A 22,403-nucleotide genomic window follows, 5' to 3' on the forward strand; every position below is an offset into this window, starting at 1 on the left:
CGACCCGCCATGCTCGCCTCGCGGCAAGTGGTCGCTCGTAGCGACGAAGGTTGGGCCCGGGGGCTTGGATCGGGCCGGTGTCACATCCAGGCTAACAAACGGATCCCGAAAGACCATTCCCGTACCGAGAGTTCAATCTCTCAGCAGATCGGGCACCCCGTCCCGGTCCGGCTGGTCGCGCTCCGCCGACACGACCGTCAACTGCTGGGTGGCCCGGGTCAGGGCGACGTAGAGCACCCGCAGTCCGGCCGGCGACTCGTCGGCGATCTCGGCCGGGGAGACGACGACCGTCGCGTCGTACTCCAGGCCCTTGGCCTCCAGGCTGCCGAGTGCCACCACCCGGTCGCCGAGACCGGTCAGCCAGCGGGCGGCCTCTTCCCGGCGGTTCATGGCGACCACGACGCCCACCGTCCCGTCGACGAGGTCCAGGAGGCGGGCCGCCTCCTCTCGGACGGTCTCTCCCAGTGACTTCCGTACGACCGTGTTCCGTGCGGGCGTGCCGCGTCCGTTGTTCGTTGTCACAAAACGGGGTTGGACGCCGGTGGACCGTACGGCCGAAGGGGCGGTGGAGCCGGGCATGGCGAGGGCCAGCACCTTGGCCGCGAGGTCGGCGATCTCGGAGGGGTTGCGGTAGTTCACGGTCAGCTGGAAGCGGCGGCGGGGACGCGTGCCGAGGGCCTCGTCGCGGGCCTCGGCGGCCTCGTCGGGGTCGGACCAGGAGGACTGCGCCGGGTCTCCTACGACCGTCCAGGTGGCGTGCCGGCCGCGGCGGCCGACCATGCGCCACTGCATCGGCGTGAGGTCCTGGGCCTCGTCGACGATGACGTGGGCGTACTCGACGCGTTCCTGGGCGAGCCGCTCGGCCCGCTCGCGCTGCGACTCCTCGCGGACCGGCATCAGCTCCTCCAGGCCGGTGAGGTGGTCGAGCGGGTCCAGTTCGCGCCTCTTCCTCGGGCGGGCCGGGGTGCCGAGGACCGCCTGGAGCTCGTCGAGCATGGCGATGTCGTGCACGGAGAGACCGTCACGTCTGAGTGAGCGGGCGACCCTGCGGACCTCGCCGGGGTTGAGGATGCGGCGGGCCCAGCGGCCGAGGCGCCGCTCGTCGGCCATCGCGGCGAGGACGGCCTTCGGGGTGAGCTCCGGCCACCAGGCGTCGAGGAACTCGATGAAGCTGTCCTCGGAGGTGATGTCCTCGTCGAACGACGAGCGCAGCTCGGCCGCCAGTTCGGGATCGGTGTGCCGGGTGCCCGCCCCGGACCGCGCCCACAGGGCGTCCAGGAGCAGCTTGCGGGCCCGGGGTCGCAGCAGGTTGACGGGTGCGGTGCCGCTGAGGGCGTTCCGGCGGACATTTTCCAGCTCGTCCGCCTCCAGTTCGAGCCGGCGCCCGAAGGCGACGACGCGGAGACGGGTGGGGGGTGCGGCGGGGGATGCGGTGGAGGTGTCCTCCTCGCCGAAGGCGAGCTGCCCGGAACCGCTCCCCCCACTGTGGCTCCCCTGCTCCAGCGCCCCCCGCGCCGCCTTCCGCAGCACCTTCAGCATCCGGTACGACCCCTTGGCGCGGGCCACCGCCGGGGAGTCGTACAGGGTGGCCTCGACGCCGTCGACCAGGGAGCCGATCGCGCGGATGGCGACCTGGCCCTCCTCGCCGAGGGACGGCAGGACACCCTCGGTGTACGCCACGAGCAGCGGGGTGGGCGAGACGATGAGGATGCCGCCCGCGTAGCGGCGCCGGTCCTGGTAGAGCAGATACGCGGCCCGGTGCAGGGCCACGGCGGTCTTGCCGGTGCCGGGGCCGCCCTCGACGTAGGTCACGGACGCGGCGGGGGCGCGGATGACCAGGTCCTGCTCGGCCTGGATGGAGGCGACGATGTCCCGCATGGTGTGGCTGCGGGCCTGTCCCAGCGCGGCCATCAGGGCGCCGTCGCCGATGACGGGCAGCTCGTGGCCGTCGAGGAAGGCCCTGAGCTCGGGGCGCATCAGGTCGTCCTCGACCCCGAGGACCTTGCGGCCCTTGGAGCGGATCACCCGGCGCCGTACGACACGCCCGGGATCCACCGGAGTGGACCTGTAGAAGGGGGCGGCGGCCGGCGCCCGCCAGTCGATGACCAGCGGCGCGTACTCGGAGTCCAGGACTCCGATCCGGCCGATGTGCAGGGTCTCCGCGATGTCGGCGGTGCTGTCCTCCCGGACAGCGCCTTCGGCGGGTTCCACGGCGGTGTAGGCGCCGTCGGGCCCCTTCTTGCCGTCCTTGCCGAGGAGCAGGTCGATCCGGCCGAACAGGAAGTCCTCGAACTCGTTGTTGAGCCGGTTGAGGTGCACACCGGCCCGGAAAACCTGGGCGTCCCGCTCGGCGAGAGCGCCCGGTGTGCCGACCTGGCCGCGCTTGGCCGCGTCGTTCATGAGGAACTCCGCCTCGTGAATCTTCTCCTCGAGGCGCCGGTAGACCCGGTCCAGATGTTCCTGTTCGACGCCGATCTCGTGGTCCCGAATCGAGTCCTGAACCGAGCCGACCGCGGATGGTTGAGCCTGAGCGGCCACCGGGCCCCCTTCTGACGTGCTGGGCAGCCGTCAACCGTACGCGAAGGGGGCCCCGGCGGGAAGTTACGCGTCGACCTCGACGAGCTTCTTGCCGTCGGAGGTGACGACCTCGAAGTGGTCGATCGTGTTCTGAGCCGGTGCGACCGCGCCGCCGATGTAGAGAGGCTTCTTGGACTCCGGGGTCTTGCCGTCCGGGAGGCCGTAGCCCCACTTGCCGACGGACCAGGTGGAGGCCGTCCAGCGCTCGCCGTTGTCGGTGACGGCGATGAGGGAGCACTTGAGCTCTCCCTTGACGCCCTTGAGCTCCAGACCGAGCGAGGTGCCCCAGTCCTTCGTCTGCATGGCGACGGTCGCGCTGACGCCGGTCGAGGGGTCGGTCCCCGACACCTTGTCGTTCATGGACTCGAAGAGTTCCTTCGCGGTGCTCGCGAGGACTCTCGGCTGCTCGGTGTCGCCGCCGGAGTCGCCGCCGCCCGCCGCCATAGCGGCGAACGGACCACCGATGATCAGCGCGGCCGCGGCCGCGACCATGTAGAAGCTGCGGCGCCGCTTCTGCGCACGGCGCTCCGCGACCTCGTCCACCAGCTTGTTCACGATCCGCGGGCTGGGCTTCGCGGAGAGCGACTCACCGATCGCGGGGGTGCCGGAGCCCGGCAGGTCCGCGAGGGCGGCGAGCATCGGCTCCATGCCGGCGAGCTCGTCGAGCTGCTGGGCGCACCATTCGCAGGTCGCGAGATGGGCCTCGAAAGCGGTTGCCTCGGCGTCGTCGAGGATCCCGAGGGCGTAGGCGCCGACGGTCTCATGCTCGTTCGGCACCGGAGATCCCATCATGGAACCTGACATACCCGAACCACCTGTGCCGAATCCCTGGTTACCCCCGTACACACTCATCACGCCGTCACCCCCCGCTCCTCCAGTGCGAGCTTCATCGACCGCAGGGCGTAGAACACCCGCGAGCGGACGGTTCCACTGGGAATGCCCAGGGTCTCGGCCGCCTCGTTGACGGTACGCCCCTTGAAATACGTCTCGACGAGTACCTCCCGGTGGGCCGGGGTCAGGTCGTCCAACGCATCCGACAGCGTCATCAACCACAGCGCCTTGTCGATCTCGTCCTCCGCGGGGATGACCTCCAGCGGCGACGGATCGACCTCCTGCGGCCGGGCCTGCCGGCTGCGGTGGCCGTCGATGACGATGCGCCGGGCGACCGTCACCAGCCAGGGGCGTACCGATCCGGTCGCTCGATTGAGCTGTCCGGCGTTCTTCCAGGCACGGATGAGCGTCTCCTGCACCACGTCCTCGGCTCTCTGGCGGTCGCCCGCAACCAACCGAAGGACATACGCAAGGAGAGGCCCGGCGTGCTCTCTGTACAGGGCACGCATCAGCTCCTCATCAGGTTCCGAGGGCTGGGACATGCGATGTCGGGCCCTCGATCCACGTTCATTGGCCACGACAGAATCCTTGCGCACGCCCACCTCCGATGTCCGGGGGTTCCCCCAGTCGGTCGCTCGACTACGGGTACGGGCGTGAGGGGTTGGGTGTTCAAAGTGCGACGACAGTTTTCTCCTGAGTGACGTGACGAGACAGGACATGCGCGCACATTCCCACCGCGCGATCTTTACATTTCCACCACACAGGCAAGATCACCACTACGGCCCGTGAGGTTGAGCGAGTAAACAACATGTAATCGAAATCACTTCGACAGGCCCTCCACGTAAGGGACATAACGACCAGTCAGGTGCGCGAGAGAGCCGCCCGCCTCCGATGCCGGGCCACTCTTTCGCGGTTCCCACAGACCTCACTGGAGCACCAGCGCCTCCTGCGCCCCCGTGACGTATCCAGATAGACGATGGGGCAGTTGTCCCCTTCGCACTCTCTGATCGCCGCCCGCGCGACCGGGTCCGTCAGCAGCCCTACGGCGTCCCTGGCGATGGCCCCGAGCAGTGCCGCACAGCCGGGCGGACCGTCCAACTCGCGCACCAGCGCCCCGTCCTCGTCCCGCACCGCGCGCGGGGCCGGAGGTGCGGCACGGGCGACGTCGTTGACGTGGGCGAGCGCGAGGTCGTAGCCGTGTCCGGTCGCTCCTCGCACCAACTGCCCGATCCGGCCGCGCAGTTCCCGGAAGCCGACGAGCCAGGAGGGGTCCGCGTGCGTCAGGTCGGTCCCGTCCGGCACCAGCCCCGAACCGACGATCCAGGCGCACAGCACCTCCGTCGAGTCGAGGCGTTCCTCGGGGTGGGTGGTCGCGAGGAGGTCGAGGCTGATCCGTCCGGCGTCGAACCGCAGCTCGTACGCGACCGTGGCCATACCCAGTGCCATGTGCCTGTCACCGCCTAGGGTGCCCCGGTCGTAAGGGGTCGGTGAGGTGCTTCGCGGCTGTTCCGGGGCTCCCTCTTACAGTGCCCTCCCGCTCCCGCCGCCGGAACCCCTCGTACCGGGAGCGATGCCTGGACGCGCACGTATGCGGCGGCGCGTCTCGGCCATGTCGGCGCGATCGACGGGGCCCTTGACTGGAGACATGACACAGAGCAGCGGGAGCAGCCGATCAGTAGTCAGCCGATGGGTACTGGGCGCGGCCACGGTCGCCACGGGCCTGATCGCCGGGGCCTTCTACGTCTTCGCGTGCGCCGTCATGCCGGGCCTGGCGCGCAGCGACGACCGCGTCTACGTCACCGTGATGCGCGACATCAACGAGGTCATCCAGAACCCGGTGTTCTTCCTGAGCTTCCTGGGCGCGCCGGCCCTCACGGCGGTGGCGGCCTGGCAGGCCCGGGGCAGCCACCACCGAAGGTGGGTGTGGGCGGCCCTGGCGGCCTCCGCCCTGGCGTTCCTGGTCACCGTCGTCTTCAACATCCCCCTCAACGACGACCTCGCGCGGGACGGCGACCCCGGCGCGCTCCGCGACGAGTTCGAAGATCCCTGGGTGGCGTGGAACGTGGTGCGGGCGGTGCTGCTGACGGTGACGCTGGGCCTTCTGGTGAAGGCCACGGGCAGCCGTGCCGCGAGGGTCGACCAGGTGGCGCCTGAGCGTTAGACGTCCGCGTACTTGGTGTCGGCGGCCGGGTCCAGTGCCAGCCGGTACCCGCGCTTCACCACCGTCTGGATCAGCTTCGGTGCCCCCAGGGCCGTACGGAGACGGGCCATCGCCGTCTCCACCGCGTGCTCGTCGCGGCCGGCGCCCGGCAGCGCCCGCAGCAGCTCCGCCCGTGACACCACCCAGCCCGGTCGCCGGGACAGTGCCCGCAGCAGGGACATCCCCGCCGGCGGCACCGGCCGCAGCACTCCGTCGACCAGCACCGCGTGCCCCCGGATCTCCACCCGGTGGCCGGCGATGGGCAACGACCGGGCCCGCCCGGGAAGCTCCTGGCACAGCAACTGCACGAGCGGCCCGAGCCGGAAGCGCTCGGGCGACACCGTGTCCACCCCCCGCGCCTGCAACGGCAACGCGGTCACCGGCCCGACACACGCCGGCAGCACATCGTGGTGGAGAGCGGCGAGCAGCTCCGGAAGCAGACTCCGGTCCTCGGCCCGGGAGAGAAGAGAAGCCGCGGCGGGCGCGCTCGTGAAGGTCACTGCGTCCAGCCCCCGCGAGACGGCCGCATCCAGCAGCCGGTCCATCGGCGCGAGGTCCTCCGGCGGCATCCACCGGTACACCGGCACCCCCACGACCTCGGCTCCCGCGGCCCGCAAAGCCTCCACGAACCCGGGCAACGGCTCCCCGTGCAGCTGAATGGCGACCCGGCGTCCCTCGACACCCTCCTCCAGCAGCCGGTCCAGCACCTCGGCCATGGACTCGGACGACGGCGACCAGTCCTCCGTCAGCCCGGCGGCCCTTATGGACCCCTTGACCTTCGGCCCGCGCGCGAGCAGCTCCACCTCGCGCAGCCGGTCGAGGAGCGCCTCACCGAGCCCCCACCCGTCGGCGGCCTCGACCCACCCCCGGAAACCGATGGCGGTCGTGGCGATCACGACATCGGGCGCCTGGTCGATCAGATCCTTCGTCGCCGCCAGCAGTTCACTGTCGTCGGAGAGAGGCACGATCCGCAGGGCCGGCGCGTGCAGTACGGCGGCCCCACGGCGCTGGAGCAGCGCACCGAGCTCGTCTGCTCGGCGCGCGGCCGTGACTCCCACGGTGAACCCCGCCAGGGGGCCGTGTTGCTCTGCTGCCTGCTGTTCGTCGTACATGGCTGTCGTCCCGCAGTCTGTCGTCTGACCTACATGCCGACCGAGCCTGTCAACGGCTCGTGACAGGCTCGGTTCCGCTTTATGTCGTCAGTGTTACGTCACACCTCGGCGTAGCTGAGCTGCGGCTTCGCCTCGGAGGCGGTCGTGGCCTGGCCCTTGGCGGCCGAGCGGCGAAGGTATACGGCCCAGGTGACCACGAAGCAGGCCGCGTAGAAGGCGAGGAAGGCGACGAACGCGCCGGTTCCGGACCCGTAGGAGAGGAAGGACTGCCGGAAGGCGAGGTTGATGCCGACGCCGCCGAGTGCGCCGACCGCGCCGATCAGACCCATGGAGGCACCGGAGAGGCGACGCCCGTAGGCGGCGGCCGCTTCACCCTCCAGGCCCTTGGCCAGCGCCTTGGTCTGGAAGATGCCGGGGATCATCTTGAACGTCGAGCCGTTGCCGAGGCCGCTGAGGACGAAGAGCACCACGAACGCGACGGTGAACAGTCCGAGCGACTTCTGCATGCTGGCGACGATCAGGACCGCGGTCGCCACGCCCATGCCGACGTAGTTGTACAGCGTGATCTTCGCGCCGCCGTACTTGTCGGCCAGCGCGCCGCCCACCGGACGGATCAGCGAGCCGAGCAGCGGGCCGATGAAGGTGACGTACGCGGCCTCCAGCGGGGTCCGGCCGAACTGGTTCTGCAGCACCTGCCCGAAGGCGAAGCTGTAGCCGATGAACGAGCCGAACGTGCCGATGTAGAGGAAGGACATGATCCAGGTGTGGCCGTCCTTCACGGCGTCCTTGGCGGCGCCGGTGTCGTTCTTCACGTTCTCGATGTTGTTCATGAAGAGCGCGGCGAGGACGGCGGCGACGAGGATCAGCGGGATGTAGATCCCGAGAAGTACCCGGGGACCACCGCTGGCGCCGATGATCGCGAGGGCGACCAGCTGGATGACCGGGACGCCGATGTTGCCGCCGCCGGCGTTGAGCCCGAGGGCCCACCCCTTCTTACGGAGGGGGAAGAACGCGTTGATGTTGGTCATGGACGAGGCGAAGTTGCCGCCGCCGATGCCGGCCAGCAGGCCGACCAACAGGAAGGTGTTGAACGAGGTCCCCGGCTTGATCACCGCGAACGCGGCGACGGTGGGGATGAGCAGGAGGCCGGCCGAGATGATCGTCCAGTTCCGTCCGCCGAAGATCGCGACGGCGAAGGTGTAGGGGACGCGGACGACGGCTCCGACCAGGGTGACCATCGACGTCAGCAGGAACTTGTCCGCCGGCGTGAGCCCGTACTCCGGGCCCATGAAGAGCACCAGCACGGACCACATGGTCCAGATCGAGAACCCGATGTGCTCGGAGAGAACCGAGAAGAGCAGGTTCCGCTTGGCGACCTTCTCGCCGGTCTCCTTCCAGAAGGTCTCGTCCTCCGGATCCCACTGCTGGATCCAACGGCCGCCCCTGCTCGGGGGTGCGGGGGCTGTACTAGGGGCTGTCATGACGCCTCCACGGTGCGACGGGGCTCAGGTCCTGCTACGAGTGGCTGATCCCGAAGGTAGGGAGGACGCGTTTCCTGCCTGTGGCACCGGGTGACCGGAAAGGAACGTTGCTCTCACCCCGGCGGGGGGCGGGATGAGAGGTCATGGGGTCTTTGTGTTACGAACAGCTCCGCTCCGGGGGACCGCAGTGTGAGAGCCGGTCCACGTCGCAGGCTACCGCTTCAGTCGTCGGCGTCCTCGGGGTCGTCGTAGTCCTCGAGGATCCGCAGCCCGAGGTCGGACTCCCACTCCAGGGCCCATCGCCGCAGCTCAGCGATGTCTTCGGGGCTGAGCCCGCAGGCCGCGAACTCCTCGTCACCGACCCATACGACGCTCTCGAGCCGGTCGCGCAGCTCGCACAGGTCGAACTCGCCCAGCTGCTCGAGTTCGATCACGGAGTAGTACCGACAGGCCGAGTGGACGTCGATCACATCCTGGGGGAGGCCGCGGTCGACGAGGGCACGCATCACCATGGAGAGCGCGCTCCCGCTTCCGTCTGTCTCTGTAGTGCGCGGGGCGACATTCACTGCTGACCTCGGTTCCCTCAAGCTCGCCTTTTGCCCCGGTGAACGTACGCACCGCGTGCCATGATCCGGCTTCGTCTCGGGCGTCCTGAAGCCAACGGCAGATGACTTCGAGCGGCGGAACGGGTTCCCCCTGGCGTCAATCAGGTCCGGCCTGCCGACCCGGACGATCAGGCCGCGGCTCGCACTCTGACCCGCCTCGGCCTCGTCCATCCTGACTTGGTCGTTTTCTACGACAGCATCGGCGACGTCACTTGGGCGGACGTCGGCATCGGCTACCTCGTGGACTCAGCGTGTGACGTCCTTCTGCGGCTCAAGGAGTACGGCGCCGTTGATATCGGCCCAAAACCTCGCAGCGTCAGTCGGCCTCCCGCTCAGTCCGTCAGATTGCGGGACTACTGTGGCGGAGCATGAACCCTGACCGCTGGTTGGCGGACACCCGCACTTCTTACGACACGGTCGCGGTGAGCTACGCGGACCAACTGCGTGAGGCTCTGGGCGGCTTGCCGTACCTCCAGGCGGCGCTGAGCCTGTTCGCCGACGCGGTCGCTGAGGCTGGTGGTGGGCCGGTGGCGGACCTGGGATGCGGACCGGGACACATCACAGCCCATCTGCACAGCCTGGGCGTCGACGCCTTCGGCATCGACATCTCCCCGGGGATGGTCGACGTGGCTCGAAACGATCACCCTGCCCTCCGGTTCGAGGTGGGCTCGATGACGGATCTCCACCTTGCTGACGAGTCGATCGCCGGTGCGCTCGCGTTCTGGTCGTTGATTCACGTCCCCGACGGCGAGGTCACCACGGTCCTCGATGCCCTCAGCCGGGCACTGCGCCCCGGCGCGCCACTGCTGATCGGCTTTCACGTGGGCGACGGGTCGCGGCTGAAGACGCAGGGCTACGGTGGCCACCCGATGAAGGTCTACATCCACCGCCGCCGACCCGCCCAGGTGAGCGCCTGGCTGCGCGAGTCCGGATTCACGGTCGAGACCGAGATGCTGCTCGACCCCGAGGGCAGTGCTCCAGGAGCGATCCTCTTCGCACGTCGTCGTTCGTAGCGGTCAGGCCGCTGCGGAATTAACCAGGACAGCGAGGTTGGATCGCTGATGAGACGTCTGGCCGACCGCACCTACGGGTGCGTGTCCGTGATCGCGATGGCCTCGTCGAGGTGGTCCAGGACGGCCTGCAGGTCGTCGGCCGGACGGGCTGCGCTCCGCGATGAGCAGCCCTTGCTGCTCGTAGCTTGCTGCTCGTATTAGCGCTCGGCCGCGGCCACGGTGACGGTCATGGTGATTCCTCTCACCTCTGGCCCTGACGACCGGCACTTGCCTCTGACGCCAACGTCAGGTTTTAGCGTCCTGGACATGGATATCAACAACTCCGTCGCCCTTGTCACCGGAGCCAACCGTGGCCTGGGCCGCGCCTTCGCCCAGCGCCTGCTCGAACGGGGCGCCCAAAAGGTCTACGCGACGGCCCGCCGACCGGAGACCGTGGACCTGCCCGGGGTCGAGGTGCTGCCCCTCGACATCACCGATCCCGCATCCGTGAGGGCCGCCGCCGAGGCCGCCCCGGACGTCTCGCTCCTCATCAACAACGCGGGAATCAGTACGGGGACCGACCTGGTGACCGGTTCGCTGGACGCGGTGCGGCACGAGCTGGAGACCAACATGTTCGGCCACCTGGGAATGAGCCGGGAGTTCGCGCCGACGCTCGCCAGGAACGGCGGGGGCGCGATCGTCAACGTCCTCTCCGCCGTGTCGTGGTTCGGGATCAAGGGCGCCAATGCCTACCACCTGAGCAAGGCCGCCGCCTGGGCCATGACCAACGGCGTCCGCCTGGAGCTCGCCGAGCAGGGCACGCTCGTCACAGCGGTACACCTCGGCCTGGCCGACACCGACATGGCGGCGGGCTGGCCCGTGGACAAGATCGCTCCGTCGGATCTGGCCGACGCGGCGCTCGACGGTGTCGAGGCGGGCTCCGCCGAGGTCCTCGCCGACCAGTGGAGTCGGGACGTCAAGTCCCGTCTGCCACTGACGCCGGAAGAGTTCAACGCCGCAATGGGCCGCGCCCTGGCGGCGCTGATGGCTTCCTAATGCTGTTGGCAAGCTGTCGGAGTGCGATTCATGTGCCAGGGGGGTACGAGGTCATGTGCTCACCTGACGTCCTCGGTCCGGCCAAGTCGTACTCGTCGATGTCGAGCTCGGCTCCGGTGGCGCTGACTGCGCCCGGCTGGGCTTGGTCGGTGTCGTTGATCTCGTCGACGCGCAGCCCTGACTCCCGGCAGACAACCATCCACGAGTAGTCGACCGGATCCACCGCCGGCTCGGTGAACCGGCTGCCGCGAACATCAGGAGTTTCCGCATGCCCTGGATCGTGTAGGTCAGGTGGAAGCACCGGCCGATCACCGTTTTGACCCGCGCCGGCGTCCGCCGCTGATCCTCCCAGCCGTGCGCGGCCGGACCATTGGCCGGCTCCGCCTCCCACACAGGGGGCGGAGCCCGGAGTCGTCAGGACCCGGGTCGCACGGTCTCCGTGGGCCCGACCCGACCCCGCCGTGAACCGTTCGGCCACAGCCTCGGCCTGCGCTTCGCCGCCAGGTCCTCGATCCAGCCGAACGCCAGGATCGCGAGTCCGATGAGTGGCCAGACCAGGAAGAACATCCAGAGCATGTCCGTCGCGTCGAGCGCGGCGACCGCGCGGTCGCTCTGCATGAAGGGGAGGCGGTACGCCAGGTCGATGATCGGGACCGTGGCCATGATCAGCAGGTTGTGCCAGAGGTAGATGGTGACGGCCCGGTTGTTGGAGAGGGTCACCAGCTTGTCCCAGCGGGCCAGCCGGCCCGGCAACTCCTGCCACGACGGCGAGTACTGGAGCAGGATCACCACGAAGCCGAAGGACCAGGCCGCCTGGGCCAGCGGGATGTCGTTCAGGTCCCAGCCCTCGGGGCCCAGATGGCCGGACGCCCACCACAGGGCGAAGGCCATCACCATGACCGAACCGGAGACGGCGAGGTAGCGCGGGACCTTCGCCAGCACCCCTTCGTGGTGCGCGAAACCGAGGACCCAGCAGCTGCCGTAGACCGCGAAGTCGGTGACCGCGTTGCCCAGTTCGCCGGGGATCGTCACCAGTCCCGTGCCCACCACGGCCGTCAGGGCCAGCGGTGCCAGCAGGGTCGCCCACGGCACCCTGCGGAACGCCCACAGCAGCAGCGGGGAGGCCAGCACGAACCACAGATACGCGCGGAGGTACCACAGCGGGCCCACCGCCTGATCCGCCCACGTGCTTTCCAGCAGGTCGTTCGGGAAGCCGACCTCCCAGGGGTACGGCGGTGCCCCGATCGGGATGACGTAGTTGACCATCTCCAGGAGGCCCCAGGTGCCGCTGTGGTCCGGGTCCTCCGAGAGCTTCCAGCCGCCGACGAACATCAGCGGCAGCACCACCGCGCTGAACGCCCACAGCGGAGGCAGGAGTCGGCGGATACGGCCCCTGATCACGCTCAGGGTCGGCCTGTTCAGCGAACGTGCCATCAGCGAGCCCGCCAGCGCGAACATCACGCCCATCGACGGGAACAGCACGGTCAGCCATGCCCAGCCGAACAGGTGGTAGAGAACCACTCGGACCAGTGCCAGCGAGCGGAGAAGGTCCAGATAGCGGTCCCGGCCGGGCGCCTTGGGTGGAGGAACCAGCCCGTGCTGTTCCCGCTGACCCGCCGTGTACTCCTGCGTCATCCGACCGGCCTCCGCTCGTCACTGCCCTTGGGCGTCCGCTGCCTCTGCACCGGTCCGCCCGGTGCCTCGACGACTCCCGTGCGGCGCAGCTTCTGCCAGCGCAGGCGGCCTCCGGTGAGGGCCGTGATCCAGGACTGGAGCAGCACGACGTACATGAGCTGGCGGTAGAGGATCTGCTGCAACGGCAGCGAGATCAGGTGTGTCATGCGTTCCCGGTCCAGCCGGAACGCGTAGGCGGCGCAGACCAGCTGGATCGCGAGGACGCCCAGCCAGGCCACGATCGTCTTCTCGGTCGGGCCGAACACGACGCCGTAGAGAAGGAATACGTCGATCAGGGGGGCCAGCAGGGGCGCCACCACCATGAACAGGGAGACCAGGGGCAGGCCGACGCGGCCGAAGCGGCCCGACGGACCCCGTTCCACCAGTGCCTTCCGGTGCTTCCAGATCGCCTGCATGGTGCCGTACGACCACCGGTAGCGCTGGGACCAGAGCTGTTGCACCGATTCCGGTGCCTCCGTCCAGGCGCGCGCCTTCTCCGCGTAGACCACACGCCAGCCGTCCCGGTGCATGGCCATCGTGATGTCGGTGTCCTCGGCGAGCGTGTCGTCGCTCATGCCGCCGACGCGTTCCAAGGCGGAGCGGCGGAAGGCCCCGACCGCGCCGGGGATCGTCGGCATGCAGCGCAGGACGTCGTACATCCGGCGGTCGAGGTTGAAGCCCATCACGTACTCGATGTGCTGCCAGGCGCCGATCAGGGAGTCCCGGTTGCCGACCTTGGCGTTGCCGGCCACGGCTCCCACGCGCGGGTCGCCGAAGGGCTGCACGAGCTCGCGGACCGTGGACGGTTCGAAGACGGTGTCGCCGTCCATCATCACGATGATGTCGTGACGGGCGTTCGCCAGACCGCGGTTCAGCGCCGCGGGCTTGCCCGCGTTCAGCTGGCGTACGACCCGGACGTTCGGCAGGCCCATCGCCTCGACGATCCGGGCGGTGCCGTCGCTCGAACCGTCGTCGATGACGAGCACCTCGATGGGATGCTCGCTCGCCATCAGTGAACGGACGGTGCTCTCGATGCACTTGGCCTCGTTGTACGCCGGGACCAGCACCGACACCGACTGGGTGACCGGCTCCCCCCAGCGGAAGTCCTTGCGGCGCACCCGGCGGGCGTGGATGCCCGAGAGCAGCAGCATGAGCACGAAACGGCCGATGACCAGGGAGCCGATGATCGAGAGACCGACGACGAGGACGTCGGTGATGTGCTCGGAGGCCTGGACCAGGAAGATCCACGCCTTGCCCTTCCACAGCTCGGGGCCGGCGACGGCGGTGTGCGCGGTGGGCGCGTCGAGTGCCTCGGTGAGGTTGTCGAACTCGTAGCCCTTGTCCTTCATGTCGGGCAGAAGTCGGTCGAGTGCCTGGACCGTCTGGTGACGGTCGCCGCCGGAGTCGTGCATCAGCACGATCGCGCCCTTGCCGTTCTTCGGGGTGGCGTTGCGCAGGATCTGCTGGACGCCGGGCTTGCGCCAGTCCTCGCTGTCGGTGTTGTTGACGACGGTGATGTAGCCGCGGGTGCCGATGTACTCGGTGACCGGCCAGGACTCGTTGTCCATGGCGTCGGCGAAGGAGGAGTACGGCGGGCGGAAGAGCGAGGTGCGGATGCCGGCCGCGCCGGCGAGGGCGAGCTGGTTCTGGGACAGCTCCCAGTCGATGCGCTTCTTGGACTGGAAGGACAGGTCGGGGTGGTTGAAGGTGTGCAGCCCGATCTCGTGGCCCTCGTCGACGATGCGCTTGACCAGGTCCGGATAGCGGGAGGCCATGGTGCCGGTGACGAAGAAGACCGCGTGCGCGTGGTGCTTCTCGAGGACGTCCAGGACCTTGGGGGTCCAGGTCGGGTCGGGACCGTCGTCGAAGGTGAGGACGAGTCGGCGGTCCGGCATCTTCAGGCTGGTGGCGCGGCCGCTGCGGGTGTCGATCACCGGGCCGCCGTCGAGGATCTTCTCCGGCACCTTGTCGGTGGAGGCCTCGGACTGGATGCGGTGGTCGGCGAGGATCTCGCTGTGGACGTAGCCGCGCAGCATGAGCATCGCCATCAGGGCGACGAGGATGAGCACGGGCAGCAGCAGGCGCATGGGCAGGCGACGGCGCCTGGAGCCGTCGGGGGCTCCTGGTGCGGCCCCCTGGCGGCGGGTTCGGGATGCCATTAGAGGACGTACTCCGGGAACGGGGAGGAGAGCGGGGCGCCGGAAGGCACGGGAGCCGTCGTGCCGGAGGTCTCCGACGCGACGAGCGAGCGGACGGGCGATGAGGCGGCCGAGCCGGCAGAGGCCCCAGGTACGGCCCCCGCACGGCGATTGCGGGATGCCATCACAGAAGGTGCTCCGGGGACGAGGAAGACAGCGGGACGCCGGCAGACACGCGAGCCGGCGTACCGGAGGTCTCCGACGCGACGGGCGACGGCGGGCCGTCGGCCGCCGTGCCGGGGCTGGTGCGACGGCATCACAGAACGTGCTCCGGAGACGGGGAGGCTAACGGAGCGCCGGAAGGCACGGGAGCCGTCGTGCCGGAAGTCTCCGACGCCACGGGCGCGGGCGAGGGCGGGCCGTCGGCCACCGTGCCGGGGCCTGCGCTGCCGCCGCCCGTGGTCTCGGTCGGGGCGACCGAGGGGTCGGGGCTGGTGGTGACGGGCGGAGTGACCGAGGGGCTGGGCGGCGGGGTGACCGACTGGGTCGGCTGCGTCGAGGGATCGGCGCTGACCGACGGGTTGCCGCCGGGCTGGGTTGCGGTCGCCGACGGACCGGCGGACGTCCCCGGCTTGCCCGGGTTCACGGTGGCGCCGGGCGCGGTGCCGCTGACCCCGGGAGCCGGTGTCACCCCGCCGCTGACCGTCGGGGTGGTCCCCGGGATCACCCCCGCGGGGACGGAGGGCTTGGTGGACTCCGCCGGCATCGGACTGGTGTCGACCTTGCCGGCCGGGGCGTCGTCCTTCGGGCCGGTCACGGGGAGCCAGGGCGCGTTGGAGTTGCCGGACAGCAGGGTGATGACGATGACGACGGCGTAGACCGCGCAGGCCAGACCGACGGCGATGCCGATACGGCGGAAGCGGCGGCTGCGCCGGCCCGACTCGTCGACGAAGACCGGGCCGTCGGAGCTCTCGGACCCGCCCTCGCCTCCGGGGCGGCCCTCGATGCGGTCGTCGCCGTTCAGGCCGATCCCGTCGAGCTGGACGGTCACCTCGTGCGGATCGTGTGCGTGACCGGCACCGCTGCCGGACTCGTCCCACGGATCGCGTACGACGGCTCTGTGGCCGGCCGGCTCCGGGGCACCCTCACCGCGGTCCGCTCTCGGGGCCCCGGGGAAGTCCCGGTCCCCGTCGTCGTCCGGGCTTCCGGTTGTGCCGGTTTCACCGGTTTCCGAAAACGTCTGGGTGGTGCCCCCAGCTGTCGGTATGTCTTGGGTGCCTGATGCAGCCTCGGGCCACTCCGGTTGGGCGTCTTCTCGCCACTTTTTTACGTTCTTCACGCGCACGCACATCCCCCACGGACTGTTCTGGGCGCGCTCTCGACCTTGAGCACACGTCGGCTGAACCGGGCCCCCACCCAGTCCGAGCGCCCCCTTTACCACACCGTGCTCAGATCACGAATGTAGCGCACACGGAGGAAGTGTGTTTGCCACGTGTCATTTGTGGATGTTCATATGAGGCTCATCGGTGGCCGGAATCCACCCATCGGCGGGCCGACGAAGCCAGTCATGTTCGACGGAAAGTTCGATTGTGGCGCGCCGAAGGGCATCAAACGCGGGATGCGCCAGCCCCCTGCGCCACACCAGCGACACGGGCGACAGAGGTACCGGGTCGACCAGCGGACGCAGCACGGTGGCGGGCATGGCCGGAAAATCCACGACCGCGAGAATCGGGTTCCGGGTCTTCGCCATGATCCGCTGGAACTCCTCGTCGCCGACCGCGAGCGGGGCCGGCGGGGCGATGTCGATGCCCCGTCCTTCGAACAGCCGACGAGCGAGATCGGTCCATTCCGGAGTACGCGGATTTCCGGCCCCCGCGTACACGGTCTCGCCCTCCAGAGCGGCGAGCGGCACCCGCTCCAGGGAGGCCAGCGGGTGGTCCTCGGGCAGGACGACGGCCATGGGCTCGAAGCGCACGGGCTGGTGGTCCAGGCCCGCCCGCAGCGCCGGGTCGAGACCGGCGAACCGGCCGAAGGACGCGTCGAGACGACCGGCCAGCAGCTCGCCCGCGGCGCCGGTCAGCCCGCTCTCGTAGCGGGCCATCAGCTCCTGGTCGGGGGCGAGTTCCCGGGCCCGCAGCAGCACGGCGCGGGCGGTGGCCTGGTCGGGGAAGTTCAGGTCCACGAGCAGCGGGCGGGCCTGCGCGAAGGCGGCGAGCAACTCGTCCTGGGCGTCCAGGGCCCGGCGGGCGTACGGCACCAGCCGCTCGCCGTCGCCGGTCAGTGTCACCTGCCGGGTCGTGCGCACGAACAGCTCCGCACCCAGCTCCCGCTCCAGCCGCCGCACATCACGGCTGAGCGCCTGCTGGGCGACGTAGAGCCGGGCCGCCGCGCGAGTGAAGTGAAGCTCGTCGGCGACGGCGAGGAAAGCGCGCAGGAGGCGTGGGTCAAGGTGGTGGGAGCGGGGGCCGGGACTCGGGTCGGGACCCGGGCTGGACACGGACATCGGGCGAACTTACAACACAGGTGCGTGAATCGGTACGGAGAAGGTGTTGGACCCCTTGATCGTCTCCGCGCGACGGTAGGCGCATGCCGCAACCGGACCGACCGATGTTCACCACGACCGCCGACGCCCTCGTCATCGTCGACTTCAGCCCCCGAAGTCCACTAGGCACACAAAACCCACGAGGCCCAGTAAGCCCGCACGCCCCGCGCGACCCCGGCCCCTACCGCCGCCTTCTCGCCACGCCCGGAGCCCGCGCCTTCACCATCGGGAACCTTCTCGCCCGCCTGCCCATGGGCATGTTCAGCGTCAGCGCGGTCGTCATGATCGCCGGGACGCGTGGGTCGTACGCCCTCGCCGGCGCCGTCACCGCGGCGGGCCTCGCGGCGACGGCGGTGGTCGCCCCGTGGACCGCGCGGCTCGTCGACCGACATGGACAGGCCAAGATCGCCGTACCGGCGACGGCGCACGCCGCACTGGGTTCGCTGGCGCTGCTGCTGTGCGTCCACCTCGGCGCACCGGCGTGGACGCTCTTCGTGTCGTACGCCGCCACCGCCACCACCCCCAACCTCGGCGGCATGTCCCGTGCCCGTTGGGCCCACCTTCTCGCCGGCGACGAGAAGTCCCTCCATGTCGCGAACTCCTTCGAGCAGGCGCTGGACGAGGCGTGCTTCATGCTGGGCCCGGTCCTCGCGGCCTTCCTGTGCACGGCGTTCTTCCCGGAGGCGGGCACGTTGGCCGGGGTGGTGCTGCTGGTGACGGGTGTGCTGGTGTTCGCCGCGCAGCGTTCGACGGAACCGCCGGTGCGGAAGCGTGGCCTTTCGAAGGCGCCTTTCCGCTCCCCCGGCATCCCGCCCCTGCTCGCCGTCTGCCTTGCCATGGGTGCCGTCTTCGGCTCCATGGAGGTCGTCACCATCGCCTTCGCCGACGCCCAGGGACACCGCTCGGCGGCCGGGATCGTGCTCGCGCTCCAGGCGGCCGGTTCGTGCGCGGCGGGGCTGGTCTACGGGGCGATACGACGGACCGGATCCGTCGAGGACCGGTACGTGTGGTGCATCGCCGCCATGACGAGCCTGCTGACGCTCCCCCTGCTGGCCGCCTCCCTCACCGGTTCCCTGCTCGCCCTGGCGGCCGCGCTGCTGATCGCCGGGATGGCGACCGCCCCGACGATGGTCACCGGGATGACCCTCGTCCAGCGGCGCACCCCGCCCGGCCGCCTCAACGAGGGCATGACCCTCGCGGTGACCGGCCTGCTCGGCGGAATCGCCTGCGGCAGCGCGGCGGGCGGCTGGACGGTGGAGCACATCTCACCGACGGCGGGCTACGGCGTCCCGATCGCGGCGTCGGCCGCGGCCCTGATGACCGCGCTCGCGTCGACCGGACAGCCGCGCACGAGTACCACTCCAGCACCGTGATCACTACGGCGCCGACAACCCTGCCGACCACACGCCCCACCACGGCACCCCAGTCGCACGGCCCTGACGAACCCCCTCATGTCGGCCCGGCGCCCGCGGCGACACGGCCGACGGCCGGACAGCCGACCGCCTCTCGCCCACGACGCGCCATGGCACCCCGAACCACCACAGCCACCGCAGCCCTCACGACCGCTTTCGCACCGGCCGAACCATCTACAACAGCACTCCCCCGACGGCCGAACAATCGAACACAACTCGCCGACGGCGAGCTACAGCGCCGCGACCACCACAGCCGCGACGACGACCGCCCTCATGTCGGCCCGGCTGCCCCCACCAGGACGTCCCGACCGCCGAACCATCGAGCACATCTCACCGACGGCCCGCTTCAGCACCACGCCCGCCGCAGCCCCGACGACCGACGCCGCGGCGGCCGGACAGCCGACCACCTCTCACCCACGACCCACCTCAGCCGCAGCCCTCACAACCACCCTCGTCCCGACCGGACCGCCCACACCCGCACCCCGACAGCCGAACACCTCCCACCCCACGCCGCACCACAGCCCTGACACCCACCCTCACCCCCGAGGCCCGCCACCAATCGTCGAATCGCTTCACCTGATCCTGCATAACCCATTGACGACCTTCAAAGGCGCCACATACGTTCCTTCGTCGAAGCGCTTCGACAGGCGTCGTCGAATCGAGTCGAATCGACGACCCCTGCGTGGCGCCCGGCCCGAAGCACCATCCGACTCCCCGGAGGTACGGGATGTTGACGGCACGAAGGCGTGTGGTGGCGACGGCGGTGGTCCTGACCGGATCACTGCTGCTGACCTCCTGCGGGGGCTCGGACAGCGGGTCCTCCGACGGCAAGACACTCAGGCTCTGGCACTACGAGGGTCCGACCAGCGCGATGGGCATCGCCTGGAAGGAGGCGATCAAGGAGTTCGAGGCCACGCACCCCGGTGTGAAGGTGGAGTTCGAGGAGAAGAGCTTCGACCAGATCCAGAAGACCGCCCCGATGGTCCTCAACTCCTCGGACGCGCCCGACCTCATGGAGTACAACAAGGGCAACGCGACCGCGGGCCTGCTCTCGAAGCAGGGCCTGCTCACCGACCTCACGGACGAGGCGGCCAAGCGCGGCTGGGACAAGAAGCTCAGCCCGAGCGTGCGCACGACGAGCCTCTACGACACCAACGGCGTGATGGGCTCCGGCAAGTGGTACGGCGTCCCCAACTACGCCGAGTACACGCTGGTCTACTACAACAAGGACCTCTTCAAGAAGTACGGCATCGCCGAGCCGAAGACCCTCGACGAACTGACCGCCGCGATGGACACGTTCGTCGAGAACAAGGTCACCCCCCTCGCCAACGGCGGCGCCGCCTACCCGGCCCAGCAGTACCTCTACCAGCTGGCGCTGTCGAAGGCCGACCGCGCGTGGGTCGACGCCTACCAGCTCTACAAGGGCAAGACCGACTTCCACGACGCGGCCTGGACCCACGGCGCCGACACCTTCGCCGACTGGGTGAAGAAGGGCTACTTCAGCAAGTCCTCCAGCGGCCAGAACGAAGAGGCCGCCGGTGTCTCCTTCACCTCCGGCAAGGCGCCGATCCTGTTCTCCGGCAGCTGGTGGTACGGCCGCTTCAAGACCGACAACAAGTTCGACTGGGGCACCTTCCGGTGGCCCGACTCGAAGCTCACCCTCGGCTCCGGCGGCAACCTCTGGGTCGTACCGAAGGCTGCGAAGAACAAGGACCTCGCCTACGACTTCATCGACATCACCATGTCGAAGAAGATCCAGAACCTGCTCGGCAACTCCGGCGGCGTCCCGGTCGCGGCCGACGCCTCCGCCATCACCGACCCCCAGTCGAAGACCCTGATCGACGACTTCAACACCCTCTCCAAGAACGACGGCCTGGCCTTCTACCCCGACTGGCCGGTCCCCGGCTTCTACGACGTCCTCGTCTCCGGGACCCAGAAGCTGATCACGGGCAGTGAGAAGCCCGACGACTACCTCAGCGATCTCCAGGAGGCCTACGACAAGGGCGCGCCGAAGCAATGACGGTGACCGTCGAACGGAGTGCGCGGGCGGCCGGCAAGGGCGCCGCCGTCCGGCCCCCGCGCCGCCCCCGCGACTCCTACGCCCTCTTCCTCCTCCCGGGCGCCCTCGCCTTCCTCGCGGTCATCGTCCTGCCGTTCGTGATGAACACGTACGTGAGCTTCACGGACTGGCAGGGCGTGGGCTCCCCCGAGTGGTCGGGACTCGCCAACTACCGCGAGCTGATGGACGATTCGGACTTCTGGGCGTCCTTCCGGCACAGCCTGTTCATGGTCGTGGCGATGGCGGCGATCCCCACGGCCCTCGGACTCGTCCTCGCCGCCGCCCTGTTCGACTACGTCGGCAAGCACTTCGGATCCAGAACGGCCGCTGTTCTCCGCGCCTGCTTCTACCTCCCCCAGGTGCTGCCGATCGCGGTCGCCGGCATCGTCTGGAGCTGGATCCTCGCCCCGGACAACGGCTCGCTCAACGCGCTCCTGAAGGCGATCGGCCTCGGCTCCTGGCAGCAGGACTGGCTGGGCGACCCCGACCTCGCGCTCTACAGCGTCATGGGCGTCATGGTCTGGGTCCAACTGGGCTTCCCGCTGGTCGTCTTCATGGCGGGCCTGCAACGCGTCGACCCCCAGCTGTACGAGGCGGCCGAACTGGACGGCGCCGGCTGGTGGCGCCGCTTCTGGCACATCACGCTGCCCCAGATCCGGCCGGAGATCTACGTCGTCCTCACCTGGTGCTCGATCGCCGCGCTCAAGGTGTTCGGCGCGGTGTACGTGCTCACGAAGGGCGGGCCCGGCGGCGCCACCGACGTGCCCTCCTACTTCTCCTTCACCACGTTCTTCGAGAAGACGCAGGTCGGCTACGGCGCCGCGATCTCCACCGTGCTGACGGTGCTCATCCTCGCGCTCTCCCTGATCGGCCTGAGGCTCCAGGAGAGGACGGACCCATGACCACCGCCCTGCGCCGCTACCCGGTCCTGATCGCCCTGTGCATCGCTGCCCTGTTCATGATCGTGCCGTTCCTGATCGTCACGGTCAACGCCTTCAAGTCCCCCACGGAGTACGCCCAGAACGGCCCTCTCAGCCTCCCCGACGGCCTGTACACGACCGGCATCAAGGACTTCTGGGAACGCGTCGACTTCGGACAGAAGCTGGTCAACTCGGTCCTGATCAGCGGCTCGGTGGCGGTACTGGCCGTGATCCTGTCCGTCCTGAACGCCTACGCGATCGGCATCGGCCGCATCAAGGGCCGGACCTGGGTCCTCGCCTTCTTCGTCCTCGCGAACATGCTGCCGCAGGAGGCGCTGGTCTACCCGGTCTACTACCTGAGCAAGGAAGTCGGCCTCTACGACACGAGGTTGAGCGTGATCATCGTGTTCACGGTGATCCAGGCGGCCTTCGGCACGTATCTGCTCTCCGCGGTCCTCGGCCAGTTCCCGCGCGAGATCCTGGAGGCGGCCCGCATCGACGGCGCCAACAGGTGGCAGGTGCTGTGGCGGATCGTCGTCCCCGTCAGCCGTCCCACCCTCGGTGTGCTGCTGGTCTTCTTCTTCATCTGGACCTGGAACGAGTTCCTGCTCCCCCTGGTCATGCTCATCTCCAACGACAACCAGACGGTGTCGGTGGCCCTCGGCGTCCTCCAGGGCCAGCGCCTGATGGACGCCACGATGACCAACGCGGCCGCCCTGCTCGGCGTCCTGCCCGCGATCGTGTTCTTCCTCGTCTTCCAGCGAACCCTCACCCGCGGTATCGCCGTGGGTGCCGTGAAGTAAG

At 69.3% G+C, this 22,403-nt stretch carries 19 protein-coding genes and 1 pseudogene; 7 read left to right on the plus strand and 13 right to left on the minus strand.

All coding sequences use genetic code 11. The features are described 5' to 3' along the window. Window positions 1-132 precede the first annotated feature (132 nt). From RNB18_RS32765 to RNB18_RS32780, 4 genes are all read right to left on the minus strand, one after another. Window positions 133-2,538 (minus strand): HelD family protein, encoded by a 2,406-nt coding sequence (locus RNB18_RS32765; protein ID WP_311717730.1) that lies wholly within the window; start codon window positions 2,536-2,538, stop codon window positions 133-135. A gap of 63 nt (window positions 2,539-2,601) precedes the next feature. Next, complete coding sequence (locus RNB18_RS32770; RefSeq protein ID WP_394817708.1) at window positions 2,602-3,429, minus strand: anti-sigma factor family protein; 828 nt, start codon at window positions 3,427-3,429, stop codon at window positions 2,602-2,604. Beyond that, on the minus strand, window positions 3,429-3,950 hold the full coding sequence (locus RNB18_RS32775) for a sigma-70 family RNA polymerase sigma factor (protein ID WP_010039908.1): 522 nt from the start codon (window positions 3,948-3,950) through the stop codon (window positions 3,429-3,431). The genes RNB18_RS32770 and RNB18_RS32775 overlap by 1 nt, the downstream gene beginning before the upstream one ends. Before the next feature lie 319 nt (window positions 3,951-4,269). Continuing rightward, window positions 4,270-4,854: a CGNR zinc finger domain-containing protein gene (locus RNB18_RS32780; protein ID WP_311717732.1), complete on the minus strand. Its 585-nt coding sequence runs from the start codon at window positions 4,852-4,854 to the stop codon at window positions 4,270-4,272. Window positions 4,855-5,053: 199 nt separating this feature from the next. On the opposite strand from RNB18_RS32780, the gene RNB18_RS32785 reads away from it, so the two are divergent. Then, window positions 5,054-5,569: an anthrone oxygenase family protein gene (locus RNB18_RS32785; RefSeq protein ID WP_311717733.1), complete on the plus strand. Its 516-nt coding sequence runs from the start codon at window positions 5,054-5,056 to the stop codon at window positions 5,567-5,569. On the opposite strand, the gene RNB18_RS32790 is transcribed toward RNB18_RS32785, so the two are convergent. From RNB18_RS32790 to RNB18_RS32800, 3 genes are all read right to left on the minus strand, one after another. After that, window positions 5,566-6,720: a uroporphyrinogen-III synthase gene (locus RNB18_RS32790; RefSeq protein WP_311717734.1), complete on the minus strand. Its 1,155-nt coding sequence runs from the start codon at window positions 6,718-6,720 to the stop codon at window positions 5,566-5,568. The two genes, RNB18_RS32785 and RNB18_RS32790, sit on opposite strands and share 4 nt — an antisense overlap. 98 nt (window positions 6,721-6,818) lie before the next feature. Then, window positions 6,819-8,201: a nitrate/nitrite transporter gene (locus tag RNB18_RS32795; protein ID WP_311717735.1), complete on the minus strand. Its 1,383-nt coding sequence runs from the start codon at window positions 8,199-8,201 to the stop codon at window positions 6,819-6,821. Between the two features lie 221 nt (window positions 8,202-8,422). Continuing rightward, on the minus strand, window positions 8,423-8,713 hold the full coding sequence (locus RNB18_RS32800; RefSeq protein WP_311717736.1) for a hypothetical protein: 291 nt from the start codon (window positions 8,711-8,713) through the stop codon (window positions 8,423-8,425). A 461-nt stretch (window positions 8,714-9,174) separates the two neighbouring features. On the opposite strand from RNB18_RS32800, the gene RNB18_RS32805 reads away from it, so the two are divergent. Together RNB18_RS32805 and RNB18_RS32810 are read left to right on the plus strand one after the other, a co-directional pair. Continuing rightward, window positions 9,175-9,819 carry a class I SAM-dependent DNA methyltransferase gene (locus RNB18_RS32805; RefSeq protein WP_311717737.1) on the plus strand — a complete coding sequence of 215 codons (645 nt, stop codon included), beginning with the start codon at window positions 9,175-9,177 and terminating at the stop codon, window positions 9,817-9,819. A 306-nt stretch (window positions 9,820-10,125) separates the two neighbouring features. After that, window positions 10,126-10,854 (plus strand): SDR family oxidoreductase, encoded by a 729-nt coding sequence (locus RNB18_RS32810; protein WP_311717738.1) that lies wholly within the window; start codon window positions 10,126-10,128, stop codon window positions 10,852-10,854. Window positions 10,855-10,882: 28 nt separating this feature from the next. On the opposite strand, the gene RNB18_RS32815 is transcribed toward RNB18_RS32810, so the two are convergent. From RNB18_RS32815 to RNB18_RS32835, 6 genes and pseudogenes are all read right to left on the minus strand, one after another. Further along, window positions 10,883-11,077: a hypothetical protein gene (locus RNB18_RS32815; RefSeq protein WP_311717739.1), complete on the minus strand. Its 195-nt coding sequence runs from the start codon at window positions 11,075-11,077 to the stop codon at window positions 10,883-10,885. 29 nt (window positions 11,078-11,106) lie between these two features. Next, window positions 11,107-11,241, minus strand: a pseudogene (locus RNB18_RS54165) (IS630 family transposase); the annotation flags it as partial. Between the two features lie 27 nt (window positions 11,242-11,268). Further along, window positions 11,269-12,489: an acyltransferase family protein gene (locus tag RNB18_RS32820; RefSeq protein ID WP_311717740.1), complete on the minus strand. Its 1,221-nt coding sequence runs from the start codon at window positions 12,487-12,489 to the stop codon at window positions 11,269-11,271. After that, window positions 12,486-14,687, minus strand: coding sequence for a glycosyltransferase (locus RNB18_RS32825; RefSeq protein WP_311717741.1), 2,202 nt, complete (start codon window positions 14,685-14,687; stop codon window positions 12,486-12,488). The genes RNB18_RS32820 and RNB18_RS32825 overlap by 4 nt, the downstream gene beginning before the upstream one ends. 295 nt (window positions 14,688-14,982) lie before the next feature. Further along, on the minus strand, window positions 14,983-15,717 hold the full coding sequence (locus RNB18_RS32830; protein ID WP_311717742.1) for a hypothetical protein: 735 nt from the start codon (window positions 15,715-15,717) through the stop codon (window positions 14,983-14,985). Window positions 15,718-16,161: 444 nt separating this feature from the next. After that, entirely contained in the window at window positions 16,162-17,169 is a 1,008-nt protein-coding gene (locus RNB18_RS32835; RefSeq protein ID WP_311717743.1) for a LysR family transcriptional regulator, read from the minus strand. Between the two features lie 83 nt (window positions 17,170-17,252). On the opposite strand from RNB18_RS32835, the gene RNB18_RS32840 reads away from it, so the two are divergent. The 4 genes from RNB18_RS32840 (at window position 17,253) to RNB18_RS32855 (ending at window position 22,402) form a co-directional block, all read left to right on the plus strand. Then, a complete protein-coding gene (locus RNB18_RS32840) occupies window positions 17,253-18,581 on the plus strand; it encodes an MFS transporter (protein ID WP_311717744.1) in 1,329 nt (442 codons plus the stop codon). A 766-nt stretch (window positions 18,582-19,347) separates the two neighbouring features. Then, on the plus strand, window positions 19,348-20,640 hold the full coding sequence (locus RNB18_RS32845; protein WP_311717745.1) for an ABC transporter substrate-binding protein: 1,293 nt from the start codon (window positions 19,348-19,350) through the stop codon (window positions 20,638-20,640). Beyond that, window positions 20,637-21,581: a carbohydrate ABC transporter permease gene (locus RNB18_RS32850; protein ID WP_311717746.1), complete on the plus strand. Its 945-nt coding sequence runs from the start codon at window positions 20,637-20,639 to the stop codon at window positions 21,579-21,581. The genes RNB18_RS32845 and RNB18_RS32850 overlap by 4 nt, the downstream gene beginning before the upstream one ends. Then, window positions 21,578-22,402 (plus strand): carbohydrate ABC transporter permease, encoded by an 825-nt coding sequence (locus RNB18_RS32855; protein ID WP_059210114.1) that lies wholly within the window; start codon window positions 21,578-21,580, stop codon window positions 22,400-22,402. Before RNB18_RS32850 ends, RNB18_RS32855 begins: the two co-directional genes overlap by 4 nt. The last annotated feature ends 1 nt before the right edge of the window (window position 22,403 follow it).

The organism is Streptomyces doebereineriae (assembly GCF_031845645.1).
GTDB lineage: Bacteria > Actinomycetota > Actinomycetes > Streptomycetales > Streptomycetaceae > Streptomyces > Streptomyces canus.

Excerpts from the sequence above, each read along its gene's own strand:
- RNB18_RS32770 (WP_394817708.1), bottom strand. The coding sequence starts at position 3,429 with ATGAGTGTGTACGGGGGTAACCAGGGATTCGGCACAGGTGGTTCGGGT.
- RNB18_RS32775 (WP_010039908.1), bottom strand. The coding sequence starts at position 3,950 with ATGTCCCAGCCCTCGGAACCTGATGAGGAGCTGATGCGTGCCCTGTAC.
- RNB18_RS32780 (WP_311717732.1), bottom strand. The coding sequence starts at position 4,854 with ATGGCACTGGGTATGGCCACGGTCGCGTACGAGCTGCGGTTCGACGCC.
- RNB18_RS32785 (WP_311717733.1), top strand. The coding sequence starts at position 5,054 with ATGACACAGAGCAGCGGGAGCAGCCGATCAGTAGTCAGCCGATGGGTA.
- RNB18_RS32790 (WP_311717734.1), bottom strand. The coding sequence starts at position 6,720 with ATGTACGACGAACAGCAGGCAGCAGAGCAACACGGCCCCCTGGCGGGG.
- RNB18_RS32795 (WP_311717735.1), bottom strand. The coding sequence starts at position 8,201 with ATGACAGCCCCTAGTACAGCCCCCGCACCCCCGAGCAGGGGCGGCCGT.
- RNB18_RS32800 (WP_311717736.1), bottom strand. The coding sequence starts at position 8,713 with ATGGTGATGCGTGCCCTCGTCGACCGCGGCCTCCCCCAGGATGTGATC.
- RNB18_RS32805 (WP_311717737.1), top strand. The coding sequence starts at position 9,175 with ATGAACCCTGACCGCTGGTTGGCGGACACCCGCACTTCTTACGACACG.
- RNB18_RS32810 (WP_311717738.1), top strand. The coding sequence starts at position 10,126 with ATGGATATCAACAACTCCGTCGCCCTTGTCACCGGAGCCAACCGTGGC.
- RNB18_RS32820 (WP_311717740.1), bottom strand. The coding sequence starts at position 12,489 with ATGACGCAGGAGTACACGGCGGGTCAGCGGGAACAGCACGGGCTGGTT.
- RNB18_RS32825 (WP_311717741.1), bottom strand. The coding sequence starts at position 14,687 with ATGGCATCCCGAACCCGCCGCCAGGGGGCCGCACCAGGAGCCCCCGAC.
- RNB18_RS32835 (WP_311717743.1), bottom strand. The coding sequence starts at position 17,169 with ATGTCCGTGTCCAGCCCGGGTCCCGACCCGAGTCCCGGCCCCCGCTCC.
- RNB18_RS32840 (WP_311717744.1), top strand. The coding sequence starts at position 17,253 with ATGCCGCAACCGGACCGACCGATGTTCACCACGACCGCCGACGCCCTC.
- RNB18_RS32845 (WP_311717745.1), top strand. The coding sequence starts at position 19,348 with ATGTTGACGGCACGAAGGCGTGTGGTGGCGACGGCGGTGGTCCTGACC.
- RNB18_RS32850 (WP_311717746.1), top strand. The coding sequence starts at position 20,637 with ATGACGGTGACCGTCGAACGGAGTGCGCGGGCGGCCGGCAAGGGCGCC.
- RNB18_RS32855 (WP_059210114.1), top strand. The coding sequence starts at position 21,578 with ATGACCACCGCCCTGCGCCGCTACCCGGTCCTGATCGCCCTGTGCATC.